At 60.5% G+C, this 12455-nt stretch carries 11 protein-coding genes; 7 read left to right on the plus strand and 4 right to left on the minus strand.

Annotation, left to right across the window (positions count from 1 at the left end; translation table 11 throughout):
• The first annotated feature begins 83 nt into the window (after positions 1-83).
• Genes OGI63_RS04435 through OGI63_RS04455 form a run of 5 tightly spaced genes read left to right on the plus strand, consistent with a single transcriptional unit; the run spans position 84 to position 5289 of the window.
• Complete coding sequence (locus tag OGI63_RS04435; protein ID WP_004218801.1) at positions 84-1835, plus strand: ABC transporter substrate-binding protein; 1752 nt, start codon at positions 84-86, stop codon at positions 1833-1835.
• Between the two features lie 39 nt (positions 1836-1874).
• Positions 1875-2837, plus strand: a complete 963-nt coding sequence (locus OGI63_RS04440; RefSeq protein WP_004218802.1) for an ABC transporter permease — start codon at positions 1875-1877, stop codon at positions 2835-2837.
• A complete protein-coding gene (locus tag OGI63_RS04445; RefSeq protein WP_004218803.1) occupies positions 2830-3714 on the plus strand; it encodes an ABC transporter permease in 885 nt (294 codons plus the stop codon). Before OGI63_RS04440 ends, OGI63_RS04445 begins: the two co-directional genes overlap by 8 nt.
• Complete coding sequence (locus OGI63_RS04450) at positions 3711-4508, plus strand: ABC transporter ATP-binding protein (RefSeq protein ID WP_004218804.1); 798 nt, start codon at positions 3711-3713, stop codon at positions 4506-4508. Before OGI63_RS04445 ends, OGI63_RS04450 begins: the two co-directional genes overlap by 4 nt.
• Positions 4501-5289, plus strand: a complete 789-nt coding sequence (locus tag OGI63_RS04455; protein ID WP_004218805.1) for an ABC transporter ATP-binding protein — start codon at positions 4501-4503, stop codon at positions 5287-5289. The genes OGI63_RS04450 and OGI63_RS04455 overlap by 8 nt, the downstream gene beginning before the upstream one ends.
• Positions 5290-5378: 89 nt before the next feature.
• On the opposite strand, the gene OGI63_RS04460 is transcribed toward OGI63_RS04455, so the two are convergent.
• The 3 genes from OGI63_RS04460 to recQ all read right to left on the minus strand — a co-directional run bounded on the left by OGI63_RS04460 (position 5379) and on the right by recQ (position 9994).
• On the minus strand, positions 5379-6554 hold the full coding sequence (locus OGI63_RS04460) for a cystathionine gamma-synthase (RefSeq protein WP_004218806.1): 1176 nt from the start codon (positions 6552-6554) through the stop codon (positions 5379-5381).
• A gap of 76 nt (positions 6555-6630) precedes the next feature.
• A complete protein-coding gene (locus OGI63_RS04465; protein WP_004218807.1) occupies positions 6631-7650 on the minus strand; it encodes a pyridoxal-phosphate dependent enzyme in 1020 nt (339 codons plus the stop codon).
• 385 nt (positions 7651-8035) lie between these two features.
• Positions 8036-9994, minus strand: coding sequence for a DNA helicase RecQ (gene recQ, locus OGI63_RS04470; protein ID WP_004218809.1), 1959 nt, complete (start codon positions 9992-9994; stop codon positions 8036-8038).
• 301 nt (positions 9995-10295) lie between these two features.
• On the opposite strand from recQ, the gene OGI63_RS04475 reads away from it, so the two are divergent.
• Positions 10296-11216 (plus strand): DUF559 domain-containing protein, encoded by a 921-nt coding sequence (locus OGI63_RS04475; protein ID WP_004218811.1) that lies wholly within the window; start codon positions 10296-10298, stop codon positions 11214-11216.
• Between the two features lie 172 nt (positions 11217-11388).
• Here the strand turns inward: OGI63_RS04475 and OGI63_RS04480 are convergent, their stop codons facing one another.
• Positions 11389-11946, minus strand: a complete 558-nt coding sequence (locus tag OGI63_RS04480) for a GNAT family N-acetyltransferase (protein ID WP_004218813.1) — start codon at positions 11944-11946, stop codon at positions 11389-11391.
• 280 nt (positions 11947-12226) lie between these two features.
• Between OGI63_RS04480 and OGI63_RS04485 the strand changes: the two genes are divergently transcribed.
• Complete coding sequence (locus tag OGI63_RS04485) at positions 12227-12355, plus strand: hypothetical protein (protein WP_004218814.1); 129 nt, start codon at positions 12227-12229, stop codon at positions 12353-12355.
• Positions 12356-12455: the final 100 nt, after the last annotated feature.

Here is a 12455-nt window from a genome sequence, read left to right on the forward strand (position 1 = left end):
ACCCGCCGAGGCGGTCAACCGACAAAACCATGCAGCATACGGGCCCAGTGCGCCCTATGCCGCATATGAACATTAGAGGTACCATGACAGAACCGAAGAACGGCTTGCAGAACAACAATGAGCCGAAGCCGCAGAACGCCGACAATGCGTCTGCGAGCGAGAACAAGGCTGGCAACGCAAGCGCAGCCAGCACCGATGCGTCATTGCAGGCGCACGAGAAAAGCGGGAACACGCATTCGGGTTGGAAAGGCTGGGTGCTTGGCGCCATAGCCGTAATCATCGTGGCGGCAATCGTGTTCGCCGTGGTGAACCATACGCGTGCAGGCAAGGAATCTGCAATCCAGACGGGAACGCCGGCACAGACGGTCACGATCGGGCTCAAGCTGGCGCCGACGAATCTGGACATTCGAAACACCGCGGGCTCGTCACTCGATCAGGTGCTCATCGGCAACGTGTACGAAGGACTGGTGAGCCGCAACGAGGAGAACAAGGTGGTCCCAGCCCTTGCCAAAAGCTGGGAGGTGAGTGATGACGGTCTCACCTACACGTTCCACCTCAATAAGGGCATGCACTTCTCGAATGGCGATGAGCTCGATGCGGACGATGTGGTGTGGTCGATCCAGCAGCTGGAGGAGAAGCAGTACCATGACGCGGACGCGCTGCGCAACTTCAAGTCGATCAGCGCCCCGAACGCAGACACCGTGGTGATCACACTGACCAAGCCATACTCGCAGCTCCTGTGGGCATTGAGCGGACGTGCGGGTCTTGTGTTCGACAAGGACGCCAAGTATGTGGCGAAGACGCAGGCAGTGGGTTCCGGCCCATACAAGGTGGCCAAGTTCACGCCGAACAACTCGATCGAGCTCGTGGCCGACGAGAACTACTGGGGATCGAACAAACCGAAGACGAAGAACATTGTGATCCGTTACTTCGCCGACGACAATGCAGCCGTGAACGCGCTCAAATCCGGCGATGTGCAGGTGCTTGCGCCAATCACTTACGCGCTTGCCGAATCCGCGCTCGACGCCCGGATCGAAACCAAGTCGTCGGATTCCAACGGCACCGAGCACTCCAAGGAGTCGGGCGACCCCACCTCGCGATTCGTGGTGAAAGTGGGCGACGGCACCGACAAATACGTGCTTGCCATGAACAACGCCAAAGGCAAAGCGACTGCCGACAAGAAAGTGCGCGAGGCCATTCGGTACGCCATAGACCATGACCAGCTCATCGCCTCGCGCGGGGGCGTGGATGCCAAGCTCGGCGGCCCGATCCCCTCGCTCGACCCGGGCTACCGGGATCTGAGCTCGAAGTACCCGCACGACATCGAGAAAGCACGCGAACTCATGAAGCAGGCCGGCTATTCCGCCGACCACCCGCTCAAACTCACGTTGACCTACCCGAACACCTACGGCACCGAGCTCGGCGAACAGCTGCGCTCGCAGTTGAAGGAGGCATACATCGAGCTCAAGGTGAACGTGGTCGAATTCTCCACGTGGCTGCAGGACGTCTACACCGACAAGGACTACGACCTGTCGATGGTGGACCACAACGAGAGCCACGATTTCTCGCAGTGGACGCGGCCGGACTACTATTACGGCTACGACAACCGGAAGGTGCAGCAGTTGTACGAGGAGGCGATGGGCGCCACAAACGACGACGAGCGTGATGCCAAACTCGCCGAGGCCGCGCAGACCGTGAGTGAGGATGCCGCGGCTGACTGGCTGTTCAACTACCGCGTCGCCACGGCGATGGGCAAGGGCGTGGAGGGCTTCCCACTCAACATGAACCAGACGTTCATGCCGTTGGCGCAGCTCACCTACACGCCAACTAAGTAGCAAACGGCCTCATAACGGTCTCAAAGGACGCGTGTCTTCATGAAATATGTGTTGCGACGCATCGCCATGTTCCTGGTGGCGCTGTTGGCGATCTCGCTCATCGTGTTCCTCATGCTGCGCGTGCTGCCGGGAGACATCGCCGCCGTGATGGCGGGCACGAACTCGCCGCCCGAGCGCGTGGCCCAGTTGAGGGCCCAGATGGGGCTCGACAAGCCGCTTCCACAGCAATACTTCGAGTGGGTCGGCGGACTGTTGCACGGCGACTTCGGCATGACCATGCTCACCGGCCAGCCCGTGGCTTCCGTGGTCGCCTCGCGTGCCGCCATCACGTTCCCGCTCATTGTGTTGGGCATGCTGGTGGCGCTGCTGTTCGGAATCCCGCTCGGCTACCTCGCCGTGCGCACGACGAACCGTGCGGCCAAGGCACTGTTCCAGACCATCGCGATCATTGGAGGCGCCATTCCGGCCCTATGGGGCGGTCTGCTGCTCATTCTGCTGTTCGCGCGCGGACTGGGCGTGTTCGAAGTGTTCCCGGCGCAGGGATTCCCGAGTCGTGGGTGGACCGATCCGTCCCGCGCATTGCTCAGTCTGGTGTTGCCGGCACTCACCGTGGGCATGATCGTCGGCGCCACGATCATGCGTTATACGCGTTCCTCGTTGCAGACCATCGCCTCCTCCGGCTATGTCGAGATGGCGATGGCATGCGGCATGACGCGCAGACAGGCGTTGTGGCATGTGGGCATGCGACTGGCGATGCCGCAGCTCGTCTCAGTGATCGGCCTCACTTTCGCCGAGATGGTCACCGGAGTCATGGTGATCGAGAACCTGTTCGCATTGCCGGGCATAGGCACCGGCTTGGTGAGTGATCTTGGCCATCGCGACCTCATTGCCGTGCAGAGCGAGCTGTTCATGTTGGCCGCGTTCTTCCTGGTAATCGGACTGCTCGTCGACCTGACACACCGGGCACTCGACCCGCGATTGGGGGAGGGGAGCAATGAATAGGCAATCTGTACGCACGCACTTTCGCCGCGTGGGCATCGTCGTCTCGACGATGTGGTCGCGCGGCACCGGCAGGTTCTCGTTGATCGTGCTCGGCCTGTGGGTGCTGGTCTCGCTCGTCTCGCTGTTCTGGACCCCGCGGTCTTTGTGGCAAACCGATGGCTACAACGTATGGGCGAAACCGTCACGCGAGCACTGGCTCGGCACCGATGGCACCGGTGCCGATGTGCTCAGCTGGCTCATGGCCGGCTCGCGCACGAATCTGGCCATCGTGGTGCTCACCGTCTGTTTCGCCCTCGCCTTCGGTCTGCTGCTCGTGTCGCTGATGGTCTCGCACAGCACATTGCTGGCGAACGGAACCGTGGTGGCGATTGACGCGCTCATCTCGATTCCCACCGTGCTCATCGCGCTCATGCTCGCCGTGCCGCTTGGCGCTTCGATTCTGGGCATTGTGCTCGCCTGTGGTTTCGGGTATGGGCTCAATCTCGCCCGCGTCGCCCGCCCGCAGGCCATGCTTTCTGCCAGAAGCCTGTATGTGGAGTCGGCGCTGTCGAACGGCGCGTCTGCGGCACGGGTGTTCTTCACGCATGTGCTGACGAACATTCGGCCGGTGGTCACGGTGCAGTGTTCGCTCGCCGCAGGAACCGCGGTGTTGGCGGAGACGGGGCTCACCTACCTCGGTGTGGGTGTGCCGTCCGGTGTGCCCAGTTGGGGGTATTCACTCGCCTCGTCGGTCAAGTTCATCACGATCTACCCGCTCACGGTTGTGTGGCCCGGCCTGATCGTCACCGTGGTCGTCATGGCGCTCAATCTGTTCGGAGACGCGTTGCACGATGCCGCCGACCCGCTGAGCAACCCGAGGTTGAGGAGGGTCTCATGAGTGTGGATCTGCAATCCGTGAATGTGTCGATTGCGGGCAGGCAGATCGTTCGCGATGTCTGCCTGCAGATTCGCGACGGCCAGCGTGTGGGACTGATCGGCTCCTCAGGCTCCGGCAAATCGATGATTGCACGGGCGATCATGGGACTGCTGCCGCAAGACACCCAGCTGAGCGGGTCGATCAATGTGAACGGCACGCAGACGGTTGGCATGAACGACGTGCAACTCGCCAGGCTGCGCGGTGCGGCGATGGGCATGGTGTTCCAGAATCCGGCGGCTTCGCTCAACCCGCTGTTGCGCGTGCGCGAACAGATCGAGCTTCCGCTCAAGTTGCACTACGATCTGCCTGCGCAGGACCGCGCCGAACGTGTGGCGAACATGGCCGCGAAAGTGGGTCTGCCGGCCGATGTGCTCGACAGATTCCCCCACCAGCTTTCCGGCGGCCAACAGCAGCGTGTGAGCATCGCGACGGCGCTGATCACGTCACCACGCCTGATCATTGCCGACGAGCCGACCACCGCGCTCGACTCGATCACCCAGCAGCAGATTCTCGAATTGCTCGTCGGACTGGTCGATGAGGCCGGTGCGTCCATGCTGTTCGTCACGCATGATTTCTCCGTGCTGGCGAGCGCCACCCAGTACTGTTATGTGCTGCGGGAAGGGAGTATTGTCGATGCCGGACGCACCGATGCATTGCTTGCAGACCCGGCCGACGAATACACGGCAATGCTGGTGACGGCCGCGCGCGCACTCAGCCTGCATGTCGACGGTAGCGGGGGTGCCAATCATGATTGAGGAACAGCAGAAGCCGGCCGCGCTGCAGGCAAATGCAGCGGTCAAGAGCTTCGGAAGAGGGCGCGGGCGCCATCAGGTGCTCTTCGACGTGAATGTCGAGGTATGGCCCGGCGAATGCCTGGGGATCATCGGCGCCTCCGGTTCAGGCAAATCGACCCTCACGCGCATCATGTTCGGCTTGGAACAACCCGATTCCGGTGATGTGCTGTTCAACGGCGTCAGCATTCTGGGAGCGAGCGGTCGTGCCCAGCTGCGCAGCTTACGGGCAGCTTCGGGCATTGTGTACCAGAATCCGTTCGCCTCACTCGACCCGCGCTGGACGGCAGGGCGTTCGATTGCGGAGCCGTTGCGCCTGGCGGGGGAACGCGACGAGCGCGGTATTGGGGGCCAGGTGTCGCGAGCCATGGAATTAGTGGGCTTGGAGCCATCGGAGTTCATGGGCCGGTACCCGATGGACATGAGCGGAGGTCAGGCACAGCGTGTGGCCATTGCGCGCGCAGTGGTGAAGGATCCGCAGGTCATGTTGGCCGACGAGGCGATGAGCGCCATCGATGTGGCGGCCCGCATGCAGATTCTCGATGCGTTCGCGGCGATTCGCGAACGTGACCCGAACATGGCCATGGTGCTTGTCTCCCACGACCTCGGCGTGGTGCAGAACATAGCCGACCGCATAGTCGTCATGCATGAGGGGCGCGTCGTGGAAAGCGGCCCGTCTGCGCAGATTCTCGAGCAGCCGCAGCAGGAGTACACCCGTCTGCTCATTGCGGCAGCAAGTCTGTGAGTCAGTCTTCTGAAAAGGGGGCCTGTACCCCCAACGACGGTTATGGGGTACAGGCCCTCTGCTCAATGGAATGGTGAGCTCATACTGTTTCAGAGCTGCTGCAGTGCCTGCTCCAAGTCGGCAATGAGATCGCCGTCATCCTCGATGCCGATGGACAGACGCACGAGGTTGGCGGGAACCTCGAGTGTTGTGCCTGAAACAGAGGCATGGGTCATTGCCGCCGGCACTTCAATGAGCGATTCCACGCCGCCAAGCGACTCGGCGAGCGTGAACAGCCGCGTCGAGGAGGCGAAACGCTGTGCCGCTTCAGGGCCGCCGGCAAGTTGCACTGAGATCATGCCGCCGAAACCGCCATGCATTTGCCGCGCGGCGATCTCGTGACCCGGATGGGACTCGAGGCCCGGGTACCAGACGCGCTCGATCTCGGGGCGGCGTTCCAGCCATTGCGCGATTTCCAAGGCATTCGCACTGTGTTTGCGCACGCGCAGGCCAAGTGTTTTCAATCCGCGAATGTCGAGCCACGAATCGAACGGAGACGGCACTGCGCCGGCGGCGTTCTGCAGGAAGGCCACGGCGTCGGCGACCTCGGGGTCGTTGACGAGCACCGCCCCTCCGACCACGTCCGAGTGGCCTCCGATGTATTTGGTGGTGGAGTACACCACGGCGTCGGCGCCATCCGCGAGCGGATGCTGCAGAATCGGTGATGCGAACGTGTTGTCCACCACCACTTTCGTGCCGTGTTCATGGGCGAGCTGAGCCGTCAATGCGATGTCGGTGATGCCAAGCAGCGGGTTCGATGGCGTCTCCACCCATACATACCGATACGATTTGGCACCCAGGGCCGCATTCAGCGCCGCGACGTCGGTGGCATCCACCACGTCGAGTTCCACGCCCCATGGCACGAACACTTTGGACAGCAGGCGATATGTACCGCCGTACACGTCGTTGCCAATGAGAATCGAGTCACCCGGGCGCATTGTGGCACGCAGCAGCACATCGATCGCCGCCAGTCCCGACGAGAAGCTCATTGAGAACGCCGCGCCCTCCACTGCGGCAAGCTGTTCGTCGAACGACGTGCGCGTGGGGTTCACCGACCGTGAGTAGTCGTAGCCGCCGCGCAATCCGCCCACGCCGTCCTGCTTGAACGTCGAGGTCATGTAGATGGGAGTGGAGACGGCGCCGGTGAGCGCGTCCGGTTCCTGCCCGGCATGGATTGCGCGGGTCGCGATGCCGTCGTGAGCGTAGTTGGTGTCTGCCCTGGTCATGATATGCCTGTTCTCGAAAAGTATGTCTGTGTTGATTGTGCTTGGTTGATTGTGCTTGCTGTGTTCGTGTGTGCGATCATACCTCGAGCAGCACGCCGTCGACGAGCGATGGCCGGCTGGTGCGTGCCACGATGTCGGCGTACCCGTGTTCGATCATCCAATCGTCATTGAAAATCTTCTCCAAGTACCCGCGGCCGGAATCCGGCAGCAGCACGACCACGGTCGCGGACTCGTCAAGGTCGTGCTCCCGGGCATACCGGACGGCCGCCGCCACCGCCATACCGCTCGAACCGCCCACAAGAAGCCCTTCCTCGGCAGCCAGACGCCGCGTCATCAGGAATGCCTCGCCGTCGGTGACCTGCTCGACCGCATCGGGGATCGTCTGGTCAAAGGCGCTTGGGTAGAAGTCCTCGCCCACGCCCTCGATGTCGTACCCATGCACATTGGCTGGGCTCGAGTAGATGGAGCCCTCGGGATCGGCGCCTATCACCGTGACCGCGCCATTCGAGACTTCCTTGAGATAACGGCCGGTTCCCGAGATGGTGCCGCCCGTGCCAATGCCTGCCACGAAGTGGGTGACACCGCCCTCGCTTGCCTCCCAGATCTCGGGTCCGGTGGTTTCGTAATGCGAGCGCGGACCGTTGAGATTGCTGTACTGGTTCGGTTTGAACGCGCCGGGAATCTCGCGGGCGAGCCTGTCGGAGACGCTGTAGTACGAACGTGGGTCGTCGGGCTCGACGTCGGTCGGCGTCACCACCACTTCGGCACCGTATGCGCGCAGCACCGCGCGTTTCGTCTCGCTCACCTTGTCGGGCAGCACGAACACGGTGCGATACCCGCGCTGCTGTGCGACGAGCGCGAGTCCCACGCCGGTGTTGCCCGACGTCGGTTCCACGATCACGCCGCCCGGCCTGAGCTTGCCCTCACGTTCGGCGGCGCCGATGATGCGCTCAGCGATGCGGTCTTTCGACGAACCGCCCGGATTGAAGTACTCCACCTTCACGGCGATCTTCGCTCGCACGCCATCGGTGACGTTGTGGAGTTCGACGAGCGGGGTGTTTCCGATGAGTTCTGCAACAGTGGTGTGAATAGCCATAATGAGTCCTTAGAATCCTGATATGCGTGATTGTTTATGTATATTTTCAGATTTCAAACACGCCGCAGGTTTGCGTCGTCACTGACTGCAGTACAGCTGATCTCGATTGCCGTTCATCGACCATGCAGTGGATTCGCCCGCAGATTTTCCAGTACTGCCAAGCGTTTTCGATGTTGGAATGTGTGCATGAAGTGCACAGGTGAAATCGATCTCAAGTTATGCGTCGGTAACCGCGCGCCTGTGGCGTTCGGTCAGCGACAACGACAACATGAGAAATTCGTCATATTTTCAAGAAACACCATGGCGTAGACAAACTTCATAATTCGGCTCACGGCGTTCCGTAATGTGGACGCATGGTCTGCCATCATGGCGAATGGCGGGGCGCTCACGAGGCATTGTCGAAGATTCGAATGACCTCCATGAACCGTTTGCCGTAGCGTTCGAGCTTGTTGGCGCCCACGCCGTTGACCTCGAGGAACTCCTTCGACGTGTGTGGGTGCCGTTCGGCCATGTCGCGCAGTGCGCGATCCGAGAAAACAATGTAGGGCGGTTTGCCTATCTCGCGTGCGATCTGCATGCGCAGGGCACGCAAGTGCTCGAACAGTTCCGCGTCCACGCCGGTGTTGGCGCCCAATCCTGCGGCGGCACGTTCGCCGGCGCTCAGTTTCGTGGACTTCGCGTCTCCGCCGCTGCTTCGTGACTTCGACTTGCGCTCCGATTTCTTGATCTCGTATCGGAACGTGGGTGCCACTGTTTCGGCGGCTCGGGGGCCGAACTGCACGAGTGGCAGCCGCCCTTCACTCACTACGAGGAAGCCGTCGGCCACCATCTGGTTGAGCACGTCGCGAATCTTGGCTTCGTTCACTTCGCTCAGGCGGCCGTACGTGGGCGCCGCATCCAATCCGCGATTGGCGAGATCCTGCGCTTTGGAGCCGCGCAGCACCTGCACGACCTTGCCCATGCCGTAGTGCTGGCCCAGATCGTGCACGCACATGCTGATCGCGCGTGCGACTGCGGAGACGTCCACCGTTTCGAAGGTGCTTTCGCAGTTGACGCATCCGCCTATGCAATGGCCGTCCGCCGAGCGTTCGGTTCCGTTCGATTCCCCGAAATACCGTGTCATGTAGTCGTGCAGGCAGTCCGTGGTTCTGCAGTAGCCGATCATGGCATCGAGCAGTTGCCGTTTCGAGCGCCGCACCACCTCCTGCTCCTCGGGGGTGAGCCGCTCGTTGCGATCCGCCATGTCGAGCAGGCGACGCCGTGTCACAATGTCCGACTCGTTCCACAGCAACGTGCATCGGCTCGGTTCGCCGTCGCGCCCCGCGCGCCCGGCCTCCTGGTAGTACGCCTCTATGCTCTCGGGCATGTTGTGGTGGATCACATAGCGAACGTTCGATTTGTCGATGCCCATGCCGAACGCGTTCGTCGCAACGACGAGCGGCACCGTGTCGGTGACGAAATCACGTTGCGCGCGCTCGCGAACATTCGCCGGCATGCCGCCGTGGTATGCCGCGGCGATGGGTCCGTCTTCCATCTGGGAGCCCTGTGCCTTGCGTAACTGCGGCACCATGATGTTGAGTGTCTGCGCGAGCGCCTCCGTCTCCTTGCGGGTCGCGCAATACACAATGCCGGATTCGTCGGCATGCTCGGCCACGTAGTGCGCTATCCAGTTCGCCTTTTCGCGCGTGTTGAGCTTGAGCATGTCGAAATACAGATTCGTTCTATCGAATCCCGTCACCATGACGAGCGGGTTGCGCAATCCCAGCAGATTGACGATGTCCCGGCGCACGCGTTCGGTCGCCGTCGCCGTGAACGCGGCCACCGTGGGGCGGTCTGGCAGCGAGTCGATGAACTCGCCGATCGCCAGGTACGACGAGCGGAAATCCTGACCCCACTGCGACACGCAATGCGCCTCGTCGACGGCGAACAGCGCGATATCGGCATGTGTGGCGAATGCGCGGAACCGAGCCGTCTCCAACCGCTCTGGAGCGACGTACAGCAGCTTCACCTTACCGGCATTGGCGGCGTCGAACACCTGCTGTTGCTCGTCAGGGGTCTGCGTGGTGTTGATGAATGCGGCCGGTATGCCGATCTCGTTCGCACCGTCCACCTGGTCGCGCATCAGCGAGATCAGCGGGGAGATCACAATGGTGATGCCATGCAGCAGCAGCGAGGGAATCTGGTAGCAGACCGATTTGCCGGAGCCCGTGGGCATCACGCCGAGCACGTCGCGTCCTTCGAGAATGGCGTTGATGAGCTCCGCCTGGCCGGGGCGGAAGCTCTCATAGCCGAAGTACTTGCGCAATGTGGCGAGTGCGGAGTTCTCTTCACGCTCGTTCGTCATAGTGTTCCAGTGTAATCAGTGGGCGCGTGGAGCATGGCGACACTCCAGAATGACATTCTCGCTAGGGAGTGAACAAATCTGCGTTAGAGAGTGAACGTTGCAGATTGTCTCAACATGTTAATCCTTGAAATTCCAGCGTTTTCTAGACTACGTACCAGGCACCTGTTCACCCCATAATGCGGATCTGCTCACTCCATAGCGCAGGAAATCCTACTGTGAACGATGTGGATAACTCATTTCCACATATCCACAATGCCCGGTTGAGATTGTGCCCGAATCTGCGCGACCATAGGGTCGAAATATGAGTTTCGAAGAGAGTGATTCGCTTACGCGATTGCGTGAGGCGAGCGAAGAGGCGGCGCGTGAGTGCAGGAGGTTTCGTGCTGAACATAGGTTCGGTTTGGTCTATGTGTTTGGCATGACCAGAGCATTGCGGTTGGCGGGGGTGGAGATTCCGCGGATTGATTTGAGTGCGCATCCGCGCCTCAGCGAGCAACGCATGCAGCTGGTGGTGCGAAACAAGAATCTGGAACCACGTGTGCGAGCTCAGGACGCCAATCACATGCTGGCGGTGTACGTGTGGGATGCTCCGATGGATTTCGCATGTCTCGGCGATGACCTCATATTCACATCGCCGATTTGCACATGGGCGATGCTGGCTCGGTTCTTGAGTCTGGAGGAACTCATCGTTCTTGGCGACTCCATACTGCGGCGCAACACTGTGCATCGGCAATACTCACAGGCGGATTTCAAGAACTATCTCATAGCGCTTCGTGCGGTGAAGGGGCGCCGTGCTCCTCGCGGCATCGTGAAATGCGAACGTGCGCTCACGCTGATGAGACCGGGCACAGACTCGAGTCGGGAGACTAAATTGAGGTTATGCATTGTGCAGCACGGTTTGCCCATGCCTATGATTAATCACCGGATTCGTGCCATCAACGGTAATGTCTATTACCTCGACCTGGCTTATCCTGACGCCAAAATCGCGATTGAGTACGACGGCATGTTCCATTCGGGGCAATGGCTGCACGACAGTGACCGGCGAAACGCAATCGAGGCATCCGGCTGGGTGTTCATACAGGTGACGAAGACCTCATTAAGCGACCATTCTCACCGACTTATGCTCGTTCGGCGAATTGCCCACGAGTTGGAGATGCGCACTGGCATCCACTATTTTGTTGACGCGCAGACTCCGCTCGCTGAGTTAGTTAAGAGACGTTAGCTATGGCGTGAACAAAGTTTCGTTATGGAGTGAACGTCTCTTGTGACTGTATGTCAGAAAACGGCGATTTTCCAACGTTTCATAGATTTCCAGATTCGTTTATGTTCACTCCGTAGCGCAGAATTGTTCACTCCATAACGAAAAGAATTGTTCACTCCATAACGAAACTCGGTTAAGCGATGAGCGTCTCCCACTGCTCGCGTGTCATTCGATTCACATGTTCGGTGCGCGTTTCGCCAAGCAGCGGCACCGGCACGTTCTGTGTGACGCGTATGGGTTCGAAACCGATCTTCTCCTGAGTGCGCGCCGATTTCGTGTTGCCCTCGTAATACGCGCACCAGATTGCGCTGAGTCCCAGATTTTCGAAGCCGCGGCGCAACAGTTCGCGGGCCGCTTCGGGAATGTAACCGTTGCCCCAGAACGGTTCGCCAATCCAGAATCCCATTTCTGCCTGCGTCGTGTCGTTTGCCGGGAAGAAATCGGAGTTGCCGGCGAGCTTGAGGGAGATTGCTCCGATTGCGGTGTCCGGATCGTCGGCGAGTGCGATTGCATAGTCCTCCGGGCCATCGAACACATTGCGGATCACGTCAAGGCTTTCCTCGATGCTCTGGTGAGGCGGCCAGCCGGCGATGGGGCCGATGTTTGGGTTCTTCGCGTATTCGTACAGTGTCGCCGCGTCCGATTCCCGCCATGGCCGCAATACGAGACGTTCGGTGTGCAGTGTGGGCATGGTGTTCCTTTCTGGTTGCGTATTGCTTGCCAGCGTACCGCATGGCCGATTCTCTATGCCCTGGCATCCCAGCGCGGGCATCCGAATAGCAAGTCTTGGATTGGGGTGGCAGAGGGAGACCGCATGCCGGGATGACGACCGCCTCATCCGCAAGGTTGAGAAGGAGCCTTGGCGGCGTGGAGATTCATTCCCCGGCCTGATGGGATGCGCCGGGTTTTCTTCGTATCTTGGAACCATCACAACAAGGGCGGCGAGACCGCCACGGATGAAAGGAAATACGATGCGCAGCATTCTGAACATGATTCTCGGACTCGACAACACGATGAGCGGCGTGCCGGTGACGACGATGAACTCGGCGGTCACGCTCTCACTGATGAACGACGGCGCGGACGCACGCGTCAACAACTAGGTTGCCGCTCGAATTCGGGCGGCAACCCGAACAACAACCAGCCGTCGGGGAAGACGGCGCACGGCAAGGCAATGAAGCCTGGCATCCAAATGATTGTTCG

Source organism: Bifidobacterium sp. KRGSERBCFTRI, from assembly GCF_025908335.1.

What these genes read in the sequence shown, in the direction of transcription:
- OGI63_RS04435 (WP_004218801.1), top strand. Translation starts at nt 84, where the DNA reads ATGACAGAACCGAAGAACGGCTTGCAGAACAACAATGAGCCGAAGCCG.
- OGI63_RS04440 (WP_004218802.1), top strand. Translation starts at nt 1,875, where the DNA reads ATGAAATATGTGTTGCGACGCATCGCCATGTTCCTGGTGGCGCTGTTG.
- OGI63_RS04445 (WP_004218803.1), top strand. Translation starts at nt 2,830, where the DNA reads ATGAATAGGCAATCTGTACGCACGCACTTTCGCCGCGTGGGCATCGTC.
- OGI63_RS04450 (WP_004218804.1), top strand. Translation starts at nt 3,711, where the DNA reads ATGAGTGTGGATCTGCAATCCGTGAATGTGTCGATTGCGGGCAGGCAG.
- OGI63_RS04455 (WP_004218805.1), top strand. Translation starts at nt 4,501, where the DNA reads ATGATTGAGGAACAGCAGAAGCCGGCCGCGCTGCAGGCAAATGCAGCG.
- OGI63_RS04460 (WP_004218806.1), bottom strand. Translation starts at nt 6,554, where the DNA reads ATGACCAGGGCAGACACCAACTACGCTCACGACGGCATCGCGACCCGC.
- OGI63_RS04465 (WP_004218807.1), bottom strand. Translation starts at nt 7,650, where the DNA reads ATGGCTATTCACACCACTGTTGCAGAACTCATCGGAAACACCCCGCTC.
- recQ (WP_004218809.1), bottom strand. Translation starts at nt 9,994, where the DNA reads ATGACGAACGAGCGTGAAGAGAACTCCGCACTCGCCACATTGCGCAAG.
- OGI63_RS04475 (WP_004218811.1), top strand. Translation starts at nt 10,296, where the DNA reads ATGAGTTTCGAAGAGAGTGATTCGCTTACGCGATTGCGTGAGGCGAGC.
- OGI63_RS04480 (WP_004218813.1), bottom strand. Translation starts at nt 11,946, where the DNA reads ATGCCCACACTGCACACCGAACGTCTCGTATTGCGGCCATGGCGGGAA.
- OGI63_RS04485 (WP_004218814.1), top strand. Translation starts at nt 12,227, where the DNA reads ATGCGCAGCATTCTGAACATGATTCTCGGACTCGACAACACGATGAGC.